A 23,181-nucleotide genomic window follows, 5' to 3' on the forward strand; every position below is an offset into this window, starting at 1 on the left:
CCATCTCCGTGATCATATCGCGGCGGCAGCCTCAACCGGTTGGTTGACGGCATGGCAGGCAACCCCGTTGATCAGCTCGGGCGTTTGCCGCCGGCACAGATCGAAGGCGAGCGGACAGCGCGGGTTGAAGGCGCAGCCGGGCGGCGGATCGATCGGATTCGGGATCTCGCCCTTGACCGGAATCCGTTGCCGGCCGGACATCGCGAGATCAGGAACCGCGCCGAGCAGCATTTTGGTGTAGGGCATCCGCGGATTGGCGAATAATTCGCGGCCCTCGGCGATTTCAACAATACGGCCGAGATACATCACGCCGATGCGCGTCGCCATGTGGCGGACCACGGCGAGGTTATGGCTGATGAGGAGATAGGTCAGGCCGAATTTGTCCTGGAGGTCACGCATCAGATTGAGGATCTGCGCCTGCACCGAGACATCGAGCGCCGAGGTCGGCTCGTCGCAAACAATGAATTCGGCATCTGACGCCAGCGCGCGCGCAATCGCGATGCGCTGGCGCTGCCCGCCCGAGAATTCATGCGGATATTTCAGGCCGTCGTCGGGATGCAGGCCCACGAGATTCAACAATTCGCCGACGCGAAAGCGGATATCGCGCTCGCCCTGGATCAGGTCGAAGGCACGAATCGGCTCGGAGACGATGGCATCGACCCGGAAGCGGGGATTGAGGCTCGCGTAGGGGTCCTGAAAAATCATCTGGATACGGCGGCGCAACCGCTGCCGTGCCTGCGCCTGCCTGGCATTCGTCATCGAGACGCCGTCGATGATGACTTCGCCCGAAGTCGGCGGCAGAAGTCCCACGACCATCCGCGCCACGGTGGTCTTGCCCGAGCCGGATTCCCCGACGAGAGCAAAAGTCTCGCCCTTCCTGATGTCGAACGTCACGCCATCGACCGCCTTCAGGAATTCCGGACGGCCGCCTTCCAGCACGCGGTTGAGCCACGGCTTTGAGACGTCGAACACGCGGCGCAAATTCCTCACATCGACAAAGGGCGGGCTCATGCCACGGTCTCCTTCGCCGCTTCATGGGGCGCGGTGTCGAACAGATGGCAGGCCACGGCGTGCGAACCGTGCTTGAGCGGCTCCGGCCGATCGACGCGGCAACGGTCGAACACAAAGGCGCAGCGCGGATTGAATGGGCAGCCCGGCGGGATCGCCGACAGCCGCGGCATCGAACCCGGTATTTGCACCAGCCGCTTGTCTTCGCCCGCGAGCGTCGGGATCGCGCCCATCAAGCCCTTGGCGTAGGGATGCAGCGGGTTCTGCACCACATCCTGCACCGGGCCGATCTCGGCGATCCGGCCCGAATACATCACCGCGACCCGGTCGGAGGTCTCGGCGATCACGCCCATGTCGTGGGTGACCAGCATCACCGCTGTGCCGTGGTCGCGCCCGAGGCGCTTGATCAGCGAGATGATCTGCGCCTGCACGGAAACGTCGAGCGCGGTGGTCGGCTCGTCGGCGATGATCAGTTCCGGCTCGGCGCAGATCGCCAGCGCAATCACGACACGCTGGCGCATGCCGCCGGAGAATTCGTGCGGATAGGCGTCGATGCGTTTGTCCGGCGCGGGAATGCCGACCTCGGCCAAGAGATCGATGGCACGCTTGCGCGCCGCGGTCTCCGACAGATACAAGTGGGTTCGAATCGTCTCGACTATCTGGTCGCCGATCCGGTAGAGCGGATTGAGGCTTGTCAGCGGATCCTGAAAGATCATCCCGATCCGTTTGCCCCGGATACGGCGGATTTCTTCCGGCGGCAGGTGATCGATCCGCGTTCCCGATAGATAGATCTCGCCGCCCGAAATGCGGCCGGGAGGATCGATCAGTCCGATCACGGCCAGTCCCGTGACCGATTTGCCGGCGCCGGATTCGCCGACCACGCCGAGCACTTCGCCCTTGGCGATGTCGAAAGAAACGCCGTTGATTGCGCGCAGCGTGCTGCGGCGGGTGAGGAATTCCACCTCGAGATTACGCACGGAGAGGACGGGAACGGTCATCGGAGTTTTGGATTAAGCGCGTCGCGCAGCCAGTCGCCGAGCAGGTTGATGGAGAGGATCAGTCCCGCCAGCGCGATGCCGGGAAAGGCGACGATCCACCATTCGCCGGCAAACAGATAGTTGTTGCCGATCCGGATCAGGGTGCCGAGCGAGGGCATGGTGTCGGGCATGCCGGCGCCCAGGAACGACAGTGTCGCCTCGGTGATGATGGCGAGCGCGAGGTTGATGGTCGCGATCACGAGGATGGGGCCCATGGTGTTGGGCAGCACGTGGCGCAGCATGATCTTGGGCGCGGGAAGGCCGATCAGTTGGGCGGCAGCGACATAGTCCTTGTTCTTCTCGACCATGACCGAGCCGCGCACGGTGCGGGCGTATTGCACCCAGAAACTGAGACCGATCGCAACCACCAGCACCGCCAGCGTGCTCACGGCGTCGAGCCGGTTGTTGAACACCGATTTGGCGACGCCGTTGACCAATAGCGCGATCAGGATGGCCGGGAAGGTGAGCTGCACGTCGGCGATGCGCATGATCAGCCCGTCGACCGCGCCACCGACATAGCCTGCAATGAGGCCAAGCGTGATGCCGAGCGTGCCGGCGAAGATAACGCCCAGCACGCCGACGACGAGCGAAATCCGCAATCCGTAGAGGATCGCAGAAAACACGTCGCGACCCTGTTCATCGGTGCCGAGCAGGAACGGGCTCTGGCCCTCGGCGGTCCACAGCGGCGAGATGCGCGAATTCATCAATTGCAGTTGCGCTGGATCGAACGGGTTTTGCACGGCGAGCTGGGACGCAAAGATCGCCAGCAGGAAGAACAGGACGGTGACGGCGGCCGCCACCATCGTCATTCGGGAGCGGCGGAACGAGTAAAAGATGTCGCTGTCGAGCACGCGCTTCAGCCAGCTCGCGTTAGAGCGCGCCCGCTGCGGGCTCGACTCTACTCGGTGTGGTACGACGGCGTCAGACATATCAGTCTCGCTTATGCCGGACGGCGGATGGTCGAGCGCAGGCGCGGATCGACGACGGTGTAGAGGATATCGACCACCAGATTGATGGTAACGAAGATCAGCGACACCATCAGCAGGTAGGCGGCCATGATCGGGATATCGACATTTTGCACGGCCTGCACGAACAACAATCCCATACCCGGCCACTGGAAGACGGTTTCGGTGATGATGGCAAATGCAATTACTGAGCCAAACTGCAAGCCGGCGACCGTGATGACGGGAACCAGCGTGTTCTTCAGCGCGTGGCCGAAATGGATCGCGCGCGTGGTCAGGCCGCGGGCGCGGGCGAAGCGGATGTAGTCGGTGCGGAGCACTTCGAGCATTTCAGCGCGCACCAGCCGCATGATCAGGGTCATCTGGAACAGGCCAAGCGTAATCGATGGCATGATCAGCGCCTTCAGGCCGGAAAGGGTGAGCAGGCCGGTCGTCCACCAGCCGATCCGCACCACGTCGCCGCGGCCGAATGAAGGCAGCCAGCCCAGCGTCACCGAGAACAGATAGATGAGAAGGATGCCGATCAGGAAGGTCGGCAGTGAGATTCCGATCAGCGACACTGCCTGGAAGAACTTTGTCAGAATCGTATCGCGCCGCAGCGCCGAATAGACCCCCATCAGGATGCCGAACACCATGGCGAGAACGGTGGCGCAGGCGGCAAGCTCCAGCGTCGCCGGCATTCGTTCCATCAACAGGTTCGAAACCGGCTGACGGAACTGATAGGAGACCCCGAACTTGAATTGCGCGGCATTGACGAAATAGCGTGCGAATTGCACCGGGACGGGATCGTCGAGCCCGAGCGACTTGCGGACCGCCTCGCGTTCGGCGGCCGGCGTGTCCAATGAGACGATCTGGTTGACGGGATCGCCGGCGAAACGGAACATCGAAAACGCGATGACGCCGACCGCGATCATGACGCCGATGGCCTGGATAGCGCGGCGAAGAGTGAAAGCGAGCATGTATTCCTTTCACTGCTCTCTTGGTGCGGCGGACGTCGCTGTCGCCTGGAAACGAAAGGTCCCGGAAGCCGCTAGAGCCACCGGGACCTGTGTCGAGCCTGACTAATCCTGTTTGGTCGCCCAGTAGAGCAAGACCTGGTTGTCGGCGCGCTGGCTCAGTTTCACTTTCTTCGACACACCCCAGGCCAGCGCCTGCTGGTGCAGCGGGATGTAGCCGACATCCTTGGTGCCGATCTCGAAGGCTTCCTTGATCAGGAGGTCTCGCTTGTTCGTGTCCGATTCCTGCAAGACCTTCTCGGTGAGTGCGTCGACCTTCTTGTTGCAGTAGCCACCGAGATTGGCCTCGCCGCGGTTGGACTTCGGATCGTCGCGACAGCCCATGATGTCATGCAGGACGTTGTGGGAGTCGAGCGTGCCGGGCGTCCAGCCGAGCAGATAGAACGAGGTCTGGTAACCGCCGGGCTTCAGCACCTTGGCGAAATACTGCGCCTTGGGCTGGGCCAGGAGCGTCACCTTGACGCCGATGCGGGCCAGCATGCCGACGACGGCCTGACAGATCGCGGCGTCGTTGACATAACGATCGTTGGGGCAGTCCATCGTGACTTCGAAACCGTCGGGATAGCCGGCTTCGGTCAGCAGCTTCTTGGCGCCGTCGGGATCGAATTTCGGACGGGTAAAGTCGCCGGACAACTTGAACAATTGCGGCGCGATCATCAGCGCCGAAGGCGTCGCCAGGCCGCGCATGACGCGGGTCTTGATCAGCTCGATATCGACGGCCTTGAAGAAGGCCTCGCGCACCTTGATGTCCTTGAAGGGATTCTTGCCCTTGACGTTGGAGTAGAGCAGTTCGTCGCGGACCTGATCCATGCCGAGGAAGATGGTGCGGAGCTCCGGTCCCTTCAGCACCTGGGCGTTCGGGCTGGAATCCACCCGCGTAATATCCTGGATCGGAACCGGCTCGATGACGTCGACTTCGCCGGACAGCAGCGCGGCGACGCGCGTGGCGTCCGAGCCGATCGGCGTGAAGATGATTTCCTTGAGATTATGTTCGGGCTTGCGCCACCAGTTCGGGTTGGCCTTGAATACGGTCTTGACGCCGGGCTGGTGGCTTTCGACCGAGAAGGCGCCGGTGCCGTTGGCGTTGAGCGAGGCAAAGCTCGGCGTCGTTGCCGCCGCGGGCGTGGGTTCGACGGCGTTGTTGGCCTCGGCCCACTTCTTGCTCATGATGTACCAGGTATCCCATTGCGAATTGAGAATGGGATTGGGCGAGGTCAGGATGAAGTCCACCGTGTGGTCGTCGACCTTGACGACCTTGGTACCGCTGGGAATGCGGGTCTGCAGGTTCGAGCCCTTCTTTTGAACACGTTCCGCCGAGAAAAGCACGTCGTCGGCAGTGAAGGGGTCGCCGTTCTGGAATTTCACGCCCTTGCGCAAATGGAACCGCCAGCGGGTCGGCTCCGGTGTTTCCCATTTCTCCGCCAGAGCGGGGATGATCTTCAGATCCTTGTCGCGGGCGATGAGACCTTCAAAGATGTGACCGAGATGGGCGTGAGTGGTGCTCTCGTTCAGCGTGTAGGGGTCGAGGGACTTGAGGTCGCCCTGATTGGCATAACGCAGGCTCTGGGCCGATGCCGGCGCCATTGCCGCGGCAAGGATGGAAGCCGTGGCCGCTGCAAGCAAAGTCTGACGTACCGACATTTGTTCGATTTCCCCGCTTTTGATCAGCAATTTCCGCCGGATATTGCCGAGCCATGTTGCCAGAGTCCAGCCACCGCGCAAGCTTCATTATCCCGCACTGCGTGCCGGTTTGCGCGGCGGTGCGGCAATGACTAGTGTCACCTTAAGACGTATGCGCAAGCACGTTACATTGAACTTTCGGAGTGCCGGATGGCGGAACTGAAGGCCGACGTTCTCGTCCTGGGTGCAGGCATGGTCGGCGTCAGCGCCGCTTTGCACCTGCAAAAACGCGGCCGGAACGTGGTTCTGATCGACCGCCATGATACGGCCGGCGAGGAAACCAGTTACGGCAATGGCGGGCTGATCGAATGCGCCTCGGTCTTTCCCTATATGTTTCCGCGGGACGTGGGCCAGATCCTGCGCTACGCGTTTCTTCGCGCGCCGCAGGTGCATTACCATTTCAGGGATTTGCTGGTCTTCCTGCCGTGGCTGACCCGGTATTTCCTCGCCTCATCACCGGAGCGTGCACTGCACAGCGCAATGGCCGAATTGCCGCTGATCCAGCGCAGCCTGATCGAGCATGAGGCGCTGATTGCGGAAGCCAATGTGCCGGAGCTGTTGCGGCGGACCGGCTGGATCAAACTGTTTCGTTCCCAGGCAACCCTTGCGAATGCGGTGCAGGATCTCAAGCGTGCCGGGGAGCACGGCGTCGCCGGCGAGCTGCTGGATCGGCCTGCGATATCAGCGCGCGAGCCGCATCTGACCGGTGATTTCAGCGGCGCGATCCATTTTCCCGCGCCGGGATTTGTGCCCGATCCCGGTGGGCTGGCCAAGGCCTATGCGGCGCTGTTCGGCCGCAAGGGCGGGCGTTACCTGGTCGGCGACGCCCGAACGCTCGAGCAGGCGGGCGGACGGTGGCGGGTGGCGACGCTGGAAGGCACTATTGCGGCGCGCGAAGTGGTGGTGGCGATGGGGCCGTGGTCCGACCAGATCCTCGCGCCACTCGGCTATTCGATCCCGCTTCAGGTCAAGCGTGGTTACCATTTGCATCTCAAGCCGCGCGGCAACGCGGTCTTGAACCATCCCGTGCTGGACACCGATCTCGGCTATCTCCTGGCGCCGATGAACCGCGGCATTCGGCTCACGACCGGCGCCGAGTTTGCCCACCGCGATGCACCACCAACGCCGATCCAGGTCGAGCGGGCCCTGCCGCGGGCGCACCGACTGTTCCCGCTCGGCGAGCCGGTCGACACCAAGCCCTGGATGGGGGCGCGGCCCTGTCTGCCGGATATGCTGCCGGTGATCGGCAAGGCCCCCCGTCATGGCGGGCTATGGTTCGATTTCGGCCACCAGCACCACGGCCTGACGCTCGGACCCGCAACCGGCCGCCTGCTGGCCGAAATGATGACTGGCGAGACGCCGTTTGCCGATACCAGGCCGTTTGCCATCGAACGCTTTGGTTGACCATATCGGGAATTGAAGGGACCGGGGACCGGCTCTGGTCCTTGCATGACTCGGTCCGTCGTGTCGATACTGCAGCAAGGGCAGCGCGATAAGGAGCGGTCATGAAAGTTAATGTCGAAATCGATTGCACGCCGCTGGAGGCCAGGCAGTTCTTCGGATTGCCCGACGTCTCGCCGATGCAGACCGCCGTGATGGACAAGATGCAGCAGCAGGTGATGGCCAACATCGAAAAGGTGTCGCCGGAATCGCTGATCCAGAGTTGGTTCACGTTCGATCCCAAGATCGCCGAGCGATTCCAGGATATGTTCGTGACCATGGCCGGGCTCGGCGGCATGGCCAAGAAGGACAAGTGAGAGTGGCCATCGCAGAAAGCGGCGCAGCAACAGAAGAGCAGCGGCTTCGGCCGCCAAGCCTGTTTCTGATGCTGGCCGAGACGCGGGCGCTGTTCGAGCTGAATTCGAGTCTGTTACTGTCGCCGCTCTTGTTGCGTGCGCCGAGGGGCGACGGGCATCCGGTGCTGGCGCTGCCGGGGTTTCTCGCCAGCGATCTATCGATGGCGCCGATGCGGCGCTATCTCAAAGAACTCGGCTACCACACCTATGCCTGGGACATGGGCCGCAATTTCGGCGGCATCGCTTCCAAGCGCGGGGCACTGCAAGCTCTCCTGAGGCGCATCTATGAAGCCACGGGCCGAAAGGTCAGTCTCGTCGGCTGGAGCCTCGGCGGCGTCTATGCGCGCGATCTCGCACTGCAGATGCCGGACATGGTGCGCTCGGTGATCACGCTCGGCAGCCCGTTTGCCAGCGATATCCGCGCGACCAACGCCACGCGGCTCTATGAGGTGCTGTCGGGGGAAACTGTCGACGACAATCCGGAAATCCGCTTGGCCATTGCCGGTGACCTGCCGGTGCCGGCGACCTCTATCTATTCGCGGACCGACGGCATCGTGAACTGGCACACCAGCCTGTTGCGTCCCTCCGCAACCGCCGAAAACATCGAGGTCCACCTTGCCAGCCATATCGGGCTCGGCGTCAACCCCGCAGCATTGTGGGCAGTAGCCGATCGCCTGGCGCAGGCGGAAGGCGAGTTTAAGCATTTTGACCGATCAGGACCATTTGCCATTGCCTATGGGCCCCCCGAAAATGCACAATCCTGAATCCGCGCCCTGAGCTAAGGGCATGATCGCGAAAGATCCCGCTTGATGCGGGATGGCTGTCGGTTTTCGGATATGCTCCAATAACAAAGACATTCCAGACGCCAGAAGCGCCGCCAAGGCGCCGCGTTTTCTACTGCGGGAGGAAAATATGGCGGACGCCAAGAAGCTGTCTTCGCTGGACGCGTCGTTTCTGTATCTGGAAACCCCGGAAATGCCGATGCATGTCGGCAGCATGGCGATCTTCCGCCTGCCCGAAGGCTACAAGGGCGACTTCTTCGAAGAGTTCAAGGCGATGATCGCCTCGCGGCTGCACATCGCGCCGATCCTGAAAGCCCGCCTGGAGAAGGCGCCGCTCGACATCGATCATCCGTCCTGGGTCGAGGACGACCAGTTCGATATCGACCGCCACATCTTCCGCGCCAGCCTGCCGGAGCCGCGCGACCGCGCGACGCTGGAGCGCATCGTCGGCTGGATGCATGCCAAATTGCTTAACCGCGCTCGCCCGCTCTGGGAGTTCTATGTCTTCGAAGGCATGAAGGATAACGAGATTGGGCTTTATTCCAAGATGCACCATGCCTGCATCGACGGCGGCGCCGGCGCAGCTCTCACCAGCATGATCTACGACGTCACGCCGGTGCCGCGCCAGGTCGATCCGCCCACCGCGCGCAAGGTGGCGCAGGAGCCGCGCGATATCGCCGCCAACCTGATCGATTCCTACCAGCAGCTCTGGACCCAGCCGTTCGACGCCAAAGCCGCGCCAAAGAGCCTCGAACTGCCGCGCACGGGCAAGAGCGATCTCGGCTCGATCTTGTTCGACAACGCCATGTTCCAGATCGAGAGCGCGGTGAAATTCGCCAGCAGCATTCCGACGATGCTCAAGAGCGTGTCCGATGTGGTCGGCAAGGTTTCGGATCCCAAGTCGCGCGACAGCCTTGCCAGCATGGCCTCGCCGCCGACCATCCTCAACAAGACGATCTCGTCGGAGCGCAGCTTTGCCGGCACCTCCATCTCGCTGTCGCGCGCAAAGGCGTTGGCAAAGACGTCCGGCGGCAAGCTCAACGACGTGGTGCTGGCGCTGTCTTCGGGCGTGGTGCGCCGCTACCTGATCAGCCAGGGCGCGCTGCCCAGCAAATCCCTGACCGCAGCGGTGCCGATCTCGCTGCGCGAGGAAGGCAACGCCGAGGCCAACAACCAGGTGTTCGGCATGATCTGCGCGATCGCCACCAATGTCGACGATCCCAAGACGCGGCTGGAAACCATCATCGCGCAATCCACCAAGTCGAAGGAGATGTCGCATCCGCTGCGGGCGCTGATGCCGCAAGTCTCCAACCTTTCGATGCTGGGCGCGCCGATCGTGACCCAGATACTTGCGCTGCTCTACAGCCGCTCCAACCTCTCCGACGTGCTGCCGCCGGCAGCCAACATCACCGTATCAAACGTGCCCGGGCCGCGGCAGACGCTGTATGCCGCCGGCGCCGAGCTGCTGCACATCTTCCCGGTGTCGATCTCGACGCATGGCATCGCGCTCAACATCACCGTGCAGAGCTACCGCGACCAACTCGATTTCGGCTTCATCGCCGGCGCCAACATCATCCCGCATGTCCAGATTCTCTGCGACATGCTCCCGATCGAATTTGAAGCGCTGGAGGCGGCGTTCGCGCCGCCGCCGAGCATGACCCGCGCCGCTGAATAGGGGGCTGCCATGATTGAAATGCCGCCGCTGCAATTCGCCGAGGTGAACGGTATTCGCATGGGCTATTACGAGGCGGGGCCCAAATCGGACAAGCCGCCGCTCGTTCTATGTCACGGCTGGCCGGAGATCGCGTTTTCCTGGCGGCACCAGATCAAGGCACTGAGCGAGGCCGGCATCCGGGTGATTGCGCCGGATCAGCGCGGCTATGGCGCGACCGACCGCCCCGAGCCGGTCGAGGATTACGACATGGAGCATCTGACCGGCGATCTCGTCGGTCTGCTCGATCATCTCCAAATCGACAAGGCGATCTTCGTCGGCCACGACTGGGGCGGCTTCGTCGTCTGGCAGATGCCACTACGCCACCTCGATCGCGTCGCCGGTGTCGTCGGCGTCAACACCCCGCATTGGGATCGTATGCCGGCCGATCCGATCGAGCTGTTTCGGCAGCGCTTCGGCGACAAGATGTACATTGTGCAATTCCAGGACCCTGGCCGCGAGCCTGACAGGATTTTCGGCAGCCGGGTCGAGCAGACCTTTGACGCGTTCATGCGCAAGCCTGTGGCGCGGCCCGCGGGTACGCCGGAGGAGCAGCCGATTGCGGGTGTCGGCGCGTCAGCGCGACTCAATCTGGCATTTCCACAGATGATCGCGAATTACGATGCCAAGCACGATCCGCGCACGCCGATCCTGTCGGCGGAAGAAAAGCAGGTGTTCGTCGACACCTTCACCAAGACCGGCTTCACCGGCGGCATCAACTGGTACCGCAATTTTTCACGCAACTGGCAGCGCTCGGAAGGGCTCGACCATACCGTCCGCGTGCCGTCGCTGATGATCATGGCCGAGAACGACGCGGTGCTGCCGCCGTCGGCGACCGATGGCATGGAGAAGCTGGTGCCCGATCTCGAGAAGTATCTCGTGCGCGACAGCGGCCATTGGACGCAGCAGGAAAAGCCGGACGAGGTCAGCGCCAAGCTGATCGAGTGGCGTAGAAAAAGATTTGGATGAGGATGACGCGTCACGCGAGCGAAAACGTCTCGCGTCGTCATTCCGGGATGCGCGTAGCGCAGACCCGGAATCTCGAGATTCCGGATTCGATGCTTCGCATCGCCCCGGAATGACAGTGTCAGGAAGCAGGCAGGGGAGACACTTCGACAATGGCGTCCAGCAATAAACTCAGTCCGATCCCGCATCCGCCGAAGAAGCCCGTCGTCGGCAACATGCTGTCGCTGGACCCGAACGCGCCGGTGCAGCATCTGGTCAAGCTGTCCAAGGAGCTCGGGCCGATCTTCTGGCTCGACATGATGGGCGCGCCGATCGTGATCGTCTCCGGCCACGATCTGATCGACGAACTCTCCGACGAGAAGCGTTTCGACAAGACGGTGCGCGGCTCGCTGCGCCGCGTCCGCGCCGTCGGCGGCGACGGGCTGTTCACGGCCGATACGACAGAGCCGAACTGGAGCAAGGCGCACAACATCCTGCTGCAGCCGTTCGGCAACCGCGCGATGCAATCCTATCACCCGAGCATGGTCGATATCGCCGAGCAGCTCGTGAAGAAATGGGAGCGGCTCAACGCCGACGAGGAGATCGACGTCGTGCACGACATGACGGCGCTGACGCTCGACACGATTGGGCTCTGCGGCTTCGACTACCGTTTCAATTCGTTCTACCGTCGCGACTATCACCCGTTCGTGGAGTCGCTGGTGCGCTCGCTCGAGACCATCATGATGACCCGCGGCCTGCCGCTGGAAAATCTGTGGATGCAGAAGCGGCGCAAGACACTGGCTCAGGACGTCGTCTTCATGAACAAGATGGTCGACGAGATCATCGCCGAGCGCCGCGGCAATGCGGAAACCACTGAGGCCAAGAAGGATATGCTGGGCGCGATGATGACCGGCATCGACCGCTCGACCGGCGAGCAGCTCGACGACATCAACATCCGCTACCAGATCAACACCTTCCTGATTGCGGGCCACGAGACCACCAGCGGACTTCTCTCGTGCACCATCTACGCGCTGCTCAAGCATCCCGAGGTGCTGAAGAAGGCCTATGAGGAAGTCGACCGGGTGCTCGGACCCGATATCAACGCCAGGCCGACCTATCAGCAGGTCACGCAGCTCACTTACATCACGCAAGTGTTGAAGGAGGCGCTGCGGATGTGGCCGCCGGCGCCCGCGTACGGCATTACGCCGCTTCAGGACGAGACCATCGGCGGCGGCAAGTACAAGCTGAAGAAGAATACGTTCATCACCGTTTTGGTGATGGCGCTGCACCGTGACCCCAGCGTCTGGGGTCCGAACCCTGACGTCTTCGATCCCGAGAACTTCAGCCGCGAGGCCGAGGCCAAGCGGCCGATCAATGCCTGGAAGCCGTTCGGCAACGGCCAGCGCGCCTGCATCGGCCGCGGCTTTGCGATGCACGAGGCGGCGCTGGCGATCGGCATGATCCTGCAGCGCTTCAAGCTGATCGATGTGCATCGCTACCAGATGCACCTGAAGGAAACACTGACGGTCAAGCCGGACGGCTTCAAAATCAAGGTGCGCCCGCGCGCGGACAAGGACCGTGGGGCCTTCGCCGGTCGCGCGGCGGTGGCCGCTGCCGCTTCGAACGCGGCGGCGCCGCAGGCGCGGACCCGCCCGGGGCACAACACGCCGCTATTGGTGCTCTATGGCTCAAACCTCGGCACCGCGGAAGAGCTGGCGACGCGGGTGGCTGACCTCGCCGAGGTCAACGGTTTCGCGACAAAACTCGGCGCGCTCGACGATTACGTCGGCAAGCTGCCGGAGCAGGGCGCTCTCCTGATCTTCTGTGCCTCCTACAATGGCGCCGCCCCTGATAACGCCACGCAGTTCGTCAGATGGCTGGACAGCGGCCTGCCGAAGGACGCATTCGCCAAGGTGCGATATGCCGTGTTCGGCTGCGGCAACAGTGACTGGGCCGCGACCTATCAGTCCGTGCCGCGCATGATCGACGAGCAGTTGGCGACGCACGGCGCGCACGGCCTCTACGCCCGCGGCGAGGGCGATGCCCGCAGCGATCTCGACGGCCAGTTCGAAAAATGGTTTGCGGCGGCAGCACCCGCGGCGATGAAGGAGCTGGGCGTCGATTCCGGCTTCGCCCGCAGCGCTGACGACGCGCCGCTTTATTCGATCGAGCCGGTGGCTCCATCGACCGTTCACACCATCGTGGCGCAGGGCGGCGTCGCGCCGATGAAGGTACTGGTCAATGCCGAACTGCAGAACAAGGCCGGCGCCAGTCCTTCCGACCGCTCGACCCGCCACGTCGAGGTGGAATTGCCGCCCGGCACCACCTACCGCGTCGGTGACCACCTCAGCGTGGTGCCGCGCAACGATCCGGCGCTGGTCGATTCCGTCGCGCGCCGCTTCGGTTTTCTGCCCGCCGACCAGATTCGGCTGCACGTCGCGGAGGGCCGCCGTGCGCAACTGCCGGTGGGGGATGCCGTATCAGTCGGGCGGTTGCTGACCGAGTTCGTCGAGTTGCAGCAGATCGCAACCCGCAAGCAGATCCAGATCATGTCGGAACACACGCGCTGTCCCGTCACCAAGCCGAAGCTGCTCGCCTATGTCGGCGACGACGATGTTTCCACCGAGCGTTACCGATCGGACGTGCTGGTCAGGCGCAAGTCGGTGTTCGATCTCTTGGAAGAGCATCCGGCCTGCGAACTGCCGTTCCATGCCTATCTGGAAATGCTGTCGCTGTTGGCGCCGCGCTATTACTCGATCTCATCGTCGCCTTCGACCGACCCGGCGCGCTGCAGCGTCACCGTCGGCGTGGTCGAAGCGCCCGCAAGTTCCGGCCGCGGCGTCTACAAGGGCGTCTGCTCGAACTATCTCTCCGGCCGCCGCGTCGGGGATACCGTGCATGCAACCATACGCGAGACCAAGGCCGGCTTCCGCTTACCCGACGATCCGGCCCAACCCGTGATCATGATCGGTCCCGGTACGGGGCTGGCGCCGTTCCGCGGCTTCCTGCAGGAGCGCGCGCATCGCAAGGTGCAGGGCGCAAAGCTCGGCCCGGCGATGCTGTTCTTCGGCTGCCGTCATCCCGAACAGGATTTTCTCTATGCCGCGGAGTTGAAGGCCTTCGCGATCGACGGCATCACCGAACTGCACACTGCCTTCTCGCGCGCCGATGGGCCGAAGACCTATGTGCAGCATCATGTGGCGGCGCAAAAGGACCGCGTCTGGAGCCTGATCGAGCAGGGCGCGATCATCTATGTCTGCGGCGACGGCGGCAGGATGGAGCCGGACGTCAAGGCCGCGCTGGTTGCGATCTATCGCGAAAAGTCCGGAGCCGACGCCGATGCGGGCCTACGCTGGATCGACGATCTCGGCACCAGGAACCGCTACGTGCTGGACGTCTGGGCGGGTGGCTGATCCGTCGTCCCTGCGAACGCAGGGACCCATACTCCGCGGCCTCTCACTGAAGCGATAGTGCCGGATACTCTGCCCGTAACCACAATATCCTGTGGTTATGGGTCCCTGCGTTCGCACTAGGGTTTCTACACGTCTGGCGCGACAGATTGACTCGGTGCGTCATGATGTTATCCCGCTTTGCGGTTTGTATGATTCTGTTTCTGACGCTTTGATTCGAAGGAGCGTCGGAGATGCAGCGAGAGCCGGATTTATCACTTGGCGAGTTTGGCGACGTTCGCCTCGATAAAAGGGGGCGGCGTTTGTTCAGGCTATGCTTTGCACGCGCAGCGTCTGCTTGCGCCAGATGGCGCAGGGTGACTGGGCCGCGTACATGGCGTACTGGCGGTTCGTGAACAATCCGCAAGTCACGACCGATCAACTGATTGAAGGCTGGAGCAGGCAGACGGCGACCGTGGTCAGCGGGCGTCATGTGCTGGCGATCCAGGACACCAGCGAGGTCAAGTTTCAAACGCGGCAGGGACGTCGGCGTAGACTGGGCAAAGTCGGCAAAGGCAATGCCCGCGGCGTGTTGCTGCATGCCATGATGGCGGTCGATGCCGACAGCGGGGCCTGCCTCGGCCTCACCGGCGGCAAGGTGTGGACGCGCAGGGGCACGGTTAAGACCCCTCACGACGAGCGTGAGTTGGCCAACAAGGAATCGGCGCGCTGGGTGACGACGGCCGAGCAGGGCTGCGAGGTTTTGGCTGCAGCGCGCATGATCACTGTCATCAATGACCGTGAGGGGGAGTTCTTTGCGCACTGGGCGTTGACGCCCGGCGACAACGTCCACCTGCTGACGCGGGCCATGCATGATCATGCGCTGGCCGACGGCAGAACACTTTATCAAGCGGTGGAGCGAGCCCGCTTCTGCAACAAGGCGGTGATCGATCTGCCGCAGCGGATGGATCGTCGCGGTCGCCAAGCCCACCTCTCGCTGCGCTTCGGAACCATCGTGCTCAAGCGGCCGGCGCGCCCCGGCGTGAAGGACCTGCCGGAGCGTGTCGAAGTCAGCTTCGTGGAAGTCGTCGAGTTGCACCCCCCGAAGGGGGCTGAGCCCGTTCATTGGCTGCTCTTGACCACTCATTCGATCGCCAATGCGGCCGATGCCTGGCGGATCGTCTCCTGGTACAAGCAGCGCTGGATCATCGAACAGTTGTTTCGCTCGCTGAAGAACCAGGGTCTGCGTATCGAGGACAGTCAGCTCGAAAGCGCCGAAGCCCTGATCAAGCTCGTGGCGATCGCCACTAAAGCAGCATGTATCGTCATTCAGCTCGTTCAGGCCCGCAATGGTGGTGGACAATTGCCGGTCAAATGCGCCTTCACGCCAGAAGAAATCGAAACACTTGCCGCCATCAACAGAACCATGAAAGGCAGGACCGAGCTTCAGAAGAACCCGCATCACCCCTACACTCTTCAGTGGGCGGCATGGATCATCGCCAAGCTCGGCGGATGGACCGGCTACGCCTCGCATCGGCCACCCGGACCAATCACCTTCCACAACGGAATGGCTCGCTTCCAAATCATCGTCGCTGGCAGAGCCCTCGAAAATGCGTAGAAACCCTAGTGCGAACGCAGGGACGACGACTATTGAGGCAGCGTGCTAAAAGCCCCCGCATGATTCCCTGGGAAAAGCTCGATACCGCCCGCATTCCTGGCACCGGCAGCGAACTCCGCCTGATGCGCCGCGGCACGGAGTTTTCCATCAAGCTCGGCAGCAACGAGCTGATGAACAGCCGCCTGTCGGGCTCGGAAGCCGCGCTCGCGACACTCGCTGCGAAGCAGATCGAGAAGGTCGCTAAACCGCATGTGCTGATCGGTGGATTGGGCATGGGCTTTACGTTGCGTGCAGCGCTCGCCGCGCTCGGCAATGAAGCGCAGATCGTGGTGGCGGAGCTGGTGCCGGCGGTGGTCAGTTGGGCCCGAGGCCCGATGGCAGAAATCTTTGGCGACAGCCTGGACGATTCCCGCGTGAGCATTCGAGAGACGGATGTCACCGACATCATCCGGTCGCATCGTTCGAAGTTCGATGCCATTTTGCTCGATGTCGACAATGGACCGGAGGGGCTGACTCGTGAGGCCAACGATGCGCTCTATAACGCTGCAGGCTTGCGTGCGACGCATGCCGCACTGCGACCGGGCGGCATCCTGGCCATATGGTCTTCGGGGCCAAACGCGGCGTTTGCAAAACGTCTTCGTGGTGCAGGCTTCGATGTCAATGAAGTCAACATCCGCGCCACCGGCAAAGGCCGCGGCGTGCGTCACGTGATCTGGATCGCGACGAAGAGTTAAGAAAGTAGGGTGGGCAAAGCGAAGCGTGCCCACCATTTCTACCGACTATTCGGATGCATGGTGGGCACGGCGCAAGTGCGCCTTTGCCCACCCTACTGGCTACGCCGGCGCTACGCCGCCTTCACCGCCGCGCCCTGCGCGTGCTCGGCGATCGCGTTGATGATCTGCGGCCACATCGGGACCGGCAGCGCGTGGCCCATGCCTTCGATCATCAGGAGTTTTGCGCCGGGGATCGATGCCGCGGTATCCTTGCCGCCTTCGGGGCGCACCAGCGGATCGACGGTACCGTGAATGACGAGCGTCGGGATCTTCAGGTGATGCAGCCGTTCCTTGCGGCTGCCGGAGGCGAGCACCGCCCGCAACTGCCGGCCAACGCCGTTCGGATTGAGGCCGCGTTCATAGGTGCGGGCGGCGCGGGCAGGGTCGAGGGCCTCGTCTTCCGGGAACGAGCCGACGCGCAGCACTTTCCAGGTCTGGGCGAACCGGTCGAAATACTCCTCCTTCGTCCGCGGCGGCGGCGCCATCAGCACGGCCGAAGCCTCGCGCGTCGGCGGCGGCAGTTTTGGATTGCCCGTGGTCGACATGATCGAAGTCAGCGAACGCACCCGCTGCGGGAACGAGAGCGCGACTTCCTGCGCGATCATGCCGCCCATCGAGGCCCCGACCAGATGCGCCGACTGGACGCCGAGTACGTCCATCAGGCCGACCGTGTCCTTTGCCATATCGATCAATCTGTAAGGTGCGGCCACCGGAATCTTCAGGAACCGCAGCTTCAGCAGTTCGAACGGCGTCAGCCGCTTGCCGCCGGACATGTGAGAGGATTTGCCGATGTCGCGGTTGTCGAAGCGGATGACGCGAAAGCCACGCCCGGCGAGCTGGCGGCAGAAATCGTCATCCCAATGGATCATCTGGGCGCCGAGCCCCATGATCAGCAGCATCGGTTCCGCGGCCGGATCGCCAAAAATCTCGTAGCAAATATCGATGCCGTTGGCGCGGGCGATCCGAGGCGGCTGATGGGCGAGCATCGCGTGTCTTCCCTCAAGTGATATCTGGCTTCAGTAACTATGGCACGGTTTCCCGCACCGCAGAAGACGTCGCAGCGGTTGACCGGCTCGCTGCAACGGTGTGGTATGGGCCAAACACAAGCGAAGCGTGGCAAGCGCTCGTAATCTTTCGGGAGAGGGCGCTTATGGCCGACAAAGGCAACGATCCTGCCGTGATCTGGCAGACCATGATCGGGGAGATGGAGAAGGGGTTCAACTCCTTTGCCAACCAGGCGATGGCCTCGCCCGAATTCTCAAAAATGATGAACCAGGTCGGCGGCGTGAGCGCAGGCGCGCAGAAGCAACTCGGCGAGCTGATGGAGAAATACCTGCTGGCTATGAACCTGCCGAGCCGGGCGCAGCTCGTCGGCATGGCGGAGCGGCTGCAGGCGATCGAGGACCAGCTCAACGAGATCAAGGCGCTGCTGCACCAGGTGCACCACAATTCGCTGGCGCCGGAGAGCGGCTACGGCACGCCGCGGCCGCCGCGTACCAAGCGTCCGCCGGCGGAGGGAGAGCAGAAATGAACGCTCCCGCGGGTCTCGATTTCGCTTCCATTTCGGAGCGGGTCCAGTCCGAGGTGCAGCGCGCGATCCAGCGTAGCATCAAGGGCGTCGAATATTTTTCTACCTCCGGCCCGTCGCTCGGCTCGACGCCGAAGGACATTCTGGCCGCCCGCGGCACCATGAACCTCTATCACTATCGGCCGATTGCGGATGAAATCTACCGCGTGCCGATCCTGATCGTGATGGCGACCACCAATCGCGGCTACATTCTCGACATGGTGCCGGGCCAGAGCTTTATCGAGTTTCTGCTGAAGCGCGGCTACGACGTCTACATGCTGGACTGGACCGCGCCGAAGCCGGAAGAAAAATCCTTGCGGATGGAGGATTATGTCCTCGACTTCATCCCGGATTGCGTCCGCCGCGTCCAGCAGGATTCCGGCGAGCAGGACGTTACCGTGATCGGCTATTGCTTCGGCGGCGTGCTGTCGCTCCTGTACGGCTCGATCTTCAACGACGGGCCGATGAAGAATTTGATCTGCTTCACCACGCCGATCGACTTCCGCGAGATGAAGCTGTTCCAGAACTTTTCGGACCGCCGCTATTTCGACGTCGATCGCCTCGTCGACAGTGTCGGCAACGTGCCGCCCGAAATGATCCTGTCCTCGTTCGAAATGCTGCGGCCGGCGTCGCGCACGGTCAGCCAGGTGCAATTGTGGGAAAACATCTGGAACGACGAGTTCGTGAAGTCGTACCGGATGTTCGACCGCTGGGCGACGGATACGCTGCCATTGGCGGGCGAGTATTTCCGCGACATCACCAAGAACCTGATGTGGGACAACAAACTCTATAACGGCACCATGTCGGTCGGCGGGCGTGCGGCGGATATTTCCAGGATCACGGTGCCGATCCTGCATGCGGTCGCCGAACACGATCACATCGTGCCCTATGATGCCGCAAAACATCTGATCGCCAAGATCGGCTCAACCGACAAGGAAGAGGTGATCCTCAAGGGCGGTCACGTCAGTCTCGTCGCCGGCGCCAACGCGATCAAGCGGCTGTGGCCGAAACTGGATTCCTGGCTAGGTAAGAGATCAACATGAGCGAGACACGTTCCTATCCGCGCCACGTCAAGACCGACGCCGGCGATATCGAATTCCGCATGATGGGGCGGGCGGACGAAGCCGCCGTGCTGGCATTTGCGCAAAAGCTCCCGACCCATGATCTCTTGTTCCTGCCGCGCAATATCAGCCAGCCCAAAGTGCTGTCGGCCTGGATCAACGAGATCGAGCGCGGCCAGATCGTCAGCCTGCTGGCGGTGAAGGATGGGACGGTGGTCGGCTGCGGCACGCTGGTGCGCGACCCGCATTCATGGTCGCCCCATGTCGGCGAGATCCGGATGGTGGTCTCGCTTGATGTCCGCGGGCAGGGGGTGGGCCGGGCGCTGTCTCAGGAGACCTTTGCGCTGGCGCTGGGCGCCGGGCTGGAAAAGCTGTCGGTACAGATGACCGTCGATCAGCAAGCGGCGATCGCCCTGTTCGAGAGCCTCGGCTTCAAGGCCGAAGCCCTGCTGCGCGACCACGTCCGCGATGTCGACGGCAAAAAGCACGACATCGTCGTGCTCGGGCACAATGTGGCGCAGGTTCGGGCACAGATGGAAGCCTACGGGCTGCCGGGGGCTGTGCAGCACTAGCGAGACACAAAATCGCGAAAACAACCCCATGCAAAGTAGATGGGGCGGCCCCGGCATTAGCCTAAAGTGGAACTTTTGCCGGTTCTCTGGGCGGACCGCCCATCCACCAGGCTCTTCACGAATTCGTGATATCGCGCTGCAACATTAATGTTGCGACGCACCATTAACTATGGCACAACACTCGCGCCCCGGGCCAATCCGGACGGGGTGAGCCCATAGCTCAAACCTGAGGATGGAGAGACCCCCATGACCACCGAAACCAATTCCGTGCTGAACACCGTCAAGGAAGCCTTCGCGCCCGTCACCGAGGCGTTCACCAAGCTTCAGAACCTGGAAGTTCCGGAAGCTGCCCGTGAGTTCGTGAAGAAGCAGACCGAGACCGCCAAGGAGCGCGCCGCCGACTTTTATGCCGGTTCGGAGAAGGCGACCGCTGCGATCGAGACCGCCGTTGCCGGTTCGGTTACCGAGGCCGCCAAGATCAGCCGCAACATCCAGCAGGCGCTCTACCAGGACGCGGAAGCGTTCTTCGCCGGCATCGACAAGCTCGCTTCGGCCAAGTCGCTGAGCGAAGCTGCCCAGATCCAGTCGGACCTGGTCCGTGCGCGCGGCGAAGTGTTCGTCTCGCGGGCGAAGGCCACCACCGACTATCTCGGCAAGCTCGTCACTGAGGGCGCCAAGACCGCGCAGGACAACTTTGCCAAGGTCTACTCCAAGACCGCCTGAACGATCTGCTGACAACTGCCGTTTTCGAAGGCCCGCTTTTGCGGGCCTTCTTTTTGTCTGCCGCTTGTGTGCCCCGGACGCTGCGCAGCGCCAACAGCGCGTTCACGCGCGTCTCTGACGCGCTATGGCTTGCTGCGTGGTGCGCTGCTGAGCCGGGGCCTATCCACGGATGGCGTGGGTCCCGGCTCTGCGGAGCAGCGCGAAGTGCGCGCTGCACCGCGTCCGGGACACGTCAGGCGTGAAGGGCTAGAATTCGAATTCATCCATCGAAAGCTGCCATGACCCTTCCCGCCACCTTCATCATCGATAGCCCCGGCGACGCCATCCGCGCCGCCGAGTTGCGGCGCGTAAAATTGCTGGCAACGTCGGTGCTGGCGGCGACGTTTGCGATCTTCCTCGCCGCACGAGCGCTGCTGCCGCTGCATCCGGCCTTCGGCTTCATCGCGGCGTTTGCGGAAGCTGCCACCATCGGCGGCCTCGCCGACTGGTATGCCGTGGTGGCGCTGTTCAAGCGGCCTTTGGGACTGCCGATTCCGCACACCGCGATCATCCAGAGCAACCAGCGCCGCATCGCCGACAAACTCGGCGAATTCATCGAGAAGCATTTCCTGGAAGCAGCTCCCGTCGAGGCCAAGCTGCGGCAGATCGATTTCGGCGCGTTCATCGCCGACTGGCTGCGCGACCGCAAGCGCAGCGAGGATCTCGCGCGCTTTGCGCTGCGGCTGCTGCCCGAAGCGGTGGCGGCGACGGAGACCTCCGGGTTGATGACGTTCGTCAGCCGCCGCATCACCGCGCAACTGATGTCGATCGATCTCGCGCCGCTCGCCGCCGGAACGCTGCGCGCCTTCGTCAAGGAGGGGCGGCATTCCGGCCTGCTCGATGACATCCTGCGCGCGGTGCATCAGACCATGACGCAGGCCGAAACCATGGCGATGATCCGCGAAAAGATCCGCGCCGAATTGCCGACGCTGCTAAAGCTGTATCGCGCCGACAAGTTCCTGGTGAACAAGATCGTGGCTTCCGCCACCGCCTTCTTCGAGGAAGTCCGCAACGATCCCGCGCATCCGTTCCGCGGCGAGTTCGATCGCATGGTGATGAACTTCGTCGATCGCCTCGGCACCGATCCAAGCTACGCCGAGCGGATCCAAGGGTTGAAGCGCGATCTCCTGGCGCGTCCCGAAGTGACGGGTCTCGCACGCCAACTCTGGGCCAACGCGCGCTCGTTCTTCGAACGCAGTGCATCGGGCGAGACGCAGGTGTTGGAGCAATATCTGGTGCGCATGTTCGTGAAGGCGGGGGAGGCGCTGGCCGGCGACGCCGAGCTGCGCACCGAGATCAACCAGGGGCTTGTGGCGGTGTTGCGCACCGTGGTCGCCGAACAGAAGAGCGGCGTCTCGACCTTCATCTCCGACCAGGTCAAGTCGTGGGATATGGGGCAGTTGATCGCGCTGATCGAAATCAACATCGGCCGCGACCTGCAATACATCCGCTTCAACGGATCGCTGATCGGCGGGCTTGCGGGATTGGCGCTGTACACCCTCGAATACCTGCTGCGGCTGCTGTGACTAATTCATCACGTCAACGCTTTTAGTTATCCGAGATGTGATCTGCACTGCTTGCAAGGGGAAAGCCGGTTCCCTAGCTTTTTATGGAACTATATTGCAGTGCCGAACGATTCTACCGCGTTGGCGTCTAACTGAACCGGTGGCCGGCTGCCGCGACGCAAGGGGCCGAGCCCGAGAGGAGATATGATGTCCGTTGCTGCGCAGACGCTTGCCCCGCCGTCCAGAACCCTGATGCTTCTGGAGGGGCGTGCCATTCACGAACTCGGCGCGTTTCTGGGGGCACTGCCATTGCTGAGCCTGGCGCCACGCGGCGATGGGCACCCCGTGCTGGTGTTGCCCGGCCTTGTTGCATCCGACACATCGACGCGGCCGCTGCGCGGCTTCCTGCGCACGCGCGGCTATGCCGTCAGCGGCTGGCGTCAGGGGCGCAACCTCGGCCTGCGCCACGGCGTGCAGAACGCCATGGTCGATCTGGTGCAGGAGTTGAACGACACGCACGGCCGCAAGGTCTCGCTGGTCGGCTGGAGTCTGGGCGGTCTCTACGCGCGCCAGCTTGCCAAGATGATGCCGGAGCGCGTGCGCTCGGTGATCACGCTCGGCAGCCCGTTTGCGTCGGGACCGAAGGCGACCAACGCCTGGCGCGTCTATGAGCTGGCGAGCGGCCGTCGCGCCGACGAGGAGGATCCCCGTTTCGGCGGCGCGCTGTCGGCCACGCCGCCGGTGCCGACCACCGCGATCTTCAGCCGCACCGACGGCATCTGCGCCTGGCAGGGCTGCATGGAAAAGACGTCGGCGACCTCCGAAAGCATCGAGGTCGAGAGCAGCCATTGCGGCATGGGCCACCACCCGGCAGTCGTGTACGCAGTGGCCGATCGCCTGGCGCAGCCGGAAGGCGAATGGTCGCCATTCGATAGAAGCGGCTGGCGCAGCGTGGTTTACCCGAATCCGCATCGCTGAAGCGGCGCCGCGAACTCTC

The 23,181-nt window shown here is 62.9% G+C and carries 20 protein-coding genes; 14 read left to right on the forward strand and 6 right to left on the reverse strand.

The window, feature by feature from the left end:
• Window positions 1-12: 12 nt before the first annotated feature.
• The 5 genes from V1277_RS23835 to V1277_RS23855 form a co-directional block, all read right to left on the reverse strand.
• Entirely contained in the window at window positions 13-1,011 is a 999-nt protein-coding gene (locus V1277_RS23835; RefSeq protein ID WP_334418386.1) for an ABC transporter ATP-binding protein, read from the reverse strand.
• Window positions 1,008-2,006 carry an ABC transporter ATP-binding protein gene (locus V1277_RS23840; RefSeq protein WP_334418387.1) on the reverse strand — a complete coding sequence of 333 codons (999 nt, stop codon included), beginning with the start codon at window positions 2,004-2,006 and terminating at the stop codon, window positions 1,008-1,010. The genes V1277_RS23835 and V1277_RS23840 overlap by 4 nt, the downstream gene beginning before the upstream one ends.
• The gene (locus V1277_RS23845) at window positions 2,003-2,974 is read right to left on the reverse strand and encodes an ABC transporter permease (RefSeq protein WP_334418388.1); all 972 of its coding nucleotides are present in this window, start codon (window positions 2,972-2,974) and stop codon (window positions 2,003-2,005) included. The genes V1277_RS23840 and V1277_RS23845 overlap by 4 nt, the downstream gene beginning before the upstream one ends.
• Window positions 2,975-2,985: 11 nt before the next feature.
• A complete protein-coding gene (locus V1277_RS23850) occupies window positions 2,986-3,966 on the reverse strand; it encodes an ABC transporter permease (RefSeq protein WP_334418389.1) in 981 nt (326 codons plus the stop codon).
• A 102-nt stretch (window positions 3,967-4,068) separates the two neighbouring features.
• A complete protein-coding gene (locus V1277_RS23855) occupies window positions 4,069-5,664 on the reverse strand; it encodes an ABC transporter substrate-binding protein (protein WP_334376637.1) in 1,596 nt (531 codons plus the stop codon).
• A 189-nt stretch (window positions 5,665-5,853) separates the two neighbouring features.
• On the opposite strand from V1277_RS23855, the gene V1277_RS23860 reads away from it, so the two are divergent.
• From V1277_RS23860 to V1277_RS23895, 8 genes are all read left to right on the forward strand, one after another.
• A complete protein-coding gene (locus tag V1277_RS23860) occupies window positions 5,854-7,107 on the forward strand; it encodes an NAD(P)/FAD-dependent oxidoreductase (RefSeq protein WP_334418390.1) in 1,254 nt (417 codons plus the stop codon).
• A gap of 101 nt (window positions 7,108-7,208) precedes the next feature.
• Window positions 7,209-7,460 (forward strand): DUF6489 family protein, encoded by a 252-nt coding sequence (locus tag V1277_RS23865; RefSeq protein WP_065744106.1) that lies wholly within the window; start codon window positions 7,209-7,211, stop codon window positions 7,458-7,460.
• A 68-nt stretch (window positions 7,461-7,528) separates the two neighbouring features.
• Window positions 7,529-8,263 (forward strand): esterase/lipase family protein, encoded by a 735-nt coding sequence (locus tag V1277_RS23870; RefSeq protein ID WP_334420438.1) that lies wholly within the window; start codon window positions 7,529-7,531, stop codon window positions 8,261-8,263.
• A 148-nt stretch (window positions 8,264-8,411) separates the two neighbouring features.
• Window positions 8,412-9,956, forward strand: coding sequence for a WS/DGAT/MGAT family O-acyltransferase (locus V1277_RS23875; protein WP_334418391.1), 1,545 nt, complete (start codon window positions 8,412-8,414; stop codon window positions 9,954-9,956).
• Window positions 9,957-9,965: 9 nt separating this feature from the next.
• Window positions 9,966-10,961, forward strand: a complete 996-nt coding sequence (locus V1277_RS23880; RefSeq protein WP_334418392.1) for an alpha/beta fold hydrolase — start codon at window positions 9,966-9,968, stop codon at window positions 10,959-10,961.
• 149 nt (window positions 10,962-11,110) lie between these two features.
• Window positions 11,111-14,350, forward strand: coding sequence for a bifunctional cytochrome P450/NADPH--P450 reductase (locus tag V1277_RS23885; RefSeq protein ID WP_334418393.1), 3,240 nt, complete (start codon window positions 11,111-11,113; stop codon window positions 14,348-14,350).
• 310 nt (window positions 14,351-14,660) lie between these two features.
• Window positions 14,661-15,944 carry an IS4 family transposase gene (locus V1277_RS23890; RefSeq protein WP_334414870.1) on the forward strand — a complete coding sequence of 428 codons (1,284 nt, stop codon included), beginning with the start codon at window positions 14,661-14,663 and terminating at the stop codon, window positions 15,942-15,944.
• Between the two features lie 59 nt (window positions 15,945-16,003).
• On the forward strand, window positions 16,004-16,678 hold the full coding sequence (locus V1277_RS23895; protein ID WP_334418394.1) for a spermidine synthase: 675 nt from the start codon (window positions 16,004-16,006) through the stop codon (window positions 16,676-16,678).
• A gap of 110 nt (window positions 16,679-16,788) precedes the next feature.
• On the opposite strand, the gene V1277_RS23900 is transcribed toward V1277_RS23895, so the two are convergent.
• Complete coding sequence (locus V1277_RS23900) at window positions 16,789-17,703, reverse strand: alpha/beta fold hydrolase (protein ID WP_334418395.1); 915 nt, start codon at window positions 17,701-17,703, stop codon at window positions 16,789-16,791.
• 164 nt (window positions 17,704-17,867) lie between these two features.
• Here V1277_RS23900 and V1277_RS23905 point away from each other — a divergent pair, with 164 nt between their 5' ends.
• The 6 genes from V1277_RS23905 (at window position 17,868) to V1277_RS23930 (ending at window position 23,162) form a co-directional block, all read left to right on the forward strand.
• The gene (locus V1277_RS23905; protein ID WP_334418396.1) at window positions 17,868-18,248 is read left to right on the forward strand and encodes a hypothetical protein; all 381 of its coding nucleotides are present in this window, start codon (window positions 17,868-17,870) and stop codon (window positions 18,246-18,248) included.
• The gene (locus V1277_RS23910; protein WP_334376628.1) at window positions 18,245-19,327 is read left to right on the forward strand and encodes an alpha/beta fold hydrolase; all 1,083 of its coding nucleotides are present in this window, start codon (window positions 18,245-18,247) and stop codon (window positions 19,325-19,327) included. The genes V1277_RS23905 and V1277_RS23910 overlap by 4 nt, the downstream gene beginning before the upstream one ends.
• Complete coding sequence (locus V1277_RS23915) at window positions 19,324-19,917, forward strand: GNAT family N-acetyltransferase (RefSeq protein WP_334418397.1); 594 nt, start codon at window positions 19,324-19,326, stop codon at window positions 19,915-19,917. The genes V1277_RS23910 and V1277_RS23915 overlap by 4 nt, the downstream gene beginning before the upstream one ends.
• A gap of 246 nt (window positions 19,918-20,163) precedes the next feature.
• The gene (locus tag V1277_RS23920; protein WP_334418398.1) at window positions 20,164-20,640 is read left to right on the forward strand and encodes a phasin; all 477 of its coding nucleotides are present in this window, start codon (window positions 20,164-20,166) and stop codon (window positions 20,638-20,640) included.
• 278 nt (window positions 20,641-20,918) lie between these two features.
• Window positions 20,919-22,205, forward strand: coding sequence for a DUF445 domain-containing protein (locus tag V1277_RS23925; protein WP_334418399.1), 1,287 nt, complete (start codon window positions 20,919-20,921; stop codon window positions 22,203-22,205).
• A 186-nt stretch (window positions 22,206-22,391) separates the two neighbouring features.
• Window positions 22,392-23,162, forward strand: coding sequence for an esterase/lipase family protein (locus V1277_RS23930; RefSeq protein ID WP_334418400.1), 771 nt, complete (start codon window positions 22,392-22,394; stop codon window positions 23,160-23,162).
• The last annotated feature ends 19 nt before the right edge of the window (window positions 23,163-23,181 follow it).

Origin of the sequence: Bradyrhizobium sp. AZCC 1588, assembly GCF_036924735.1 — a bacterium.
In the GTDB taxonomy this organism is placed as follows: Bacteria; Pseudomonadota; Alphaproteobacteria; order Rhizobiales; family Xanthobacteraceae; genus Bradyrhizobium.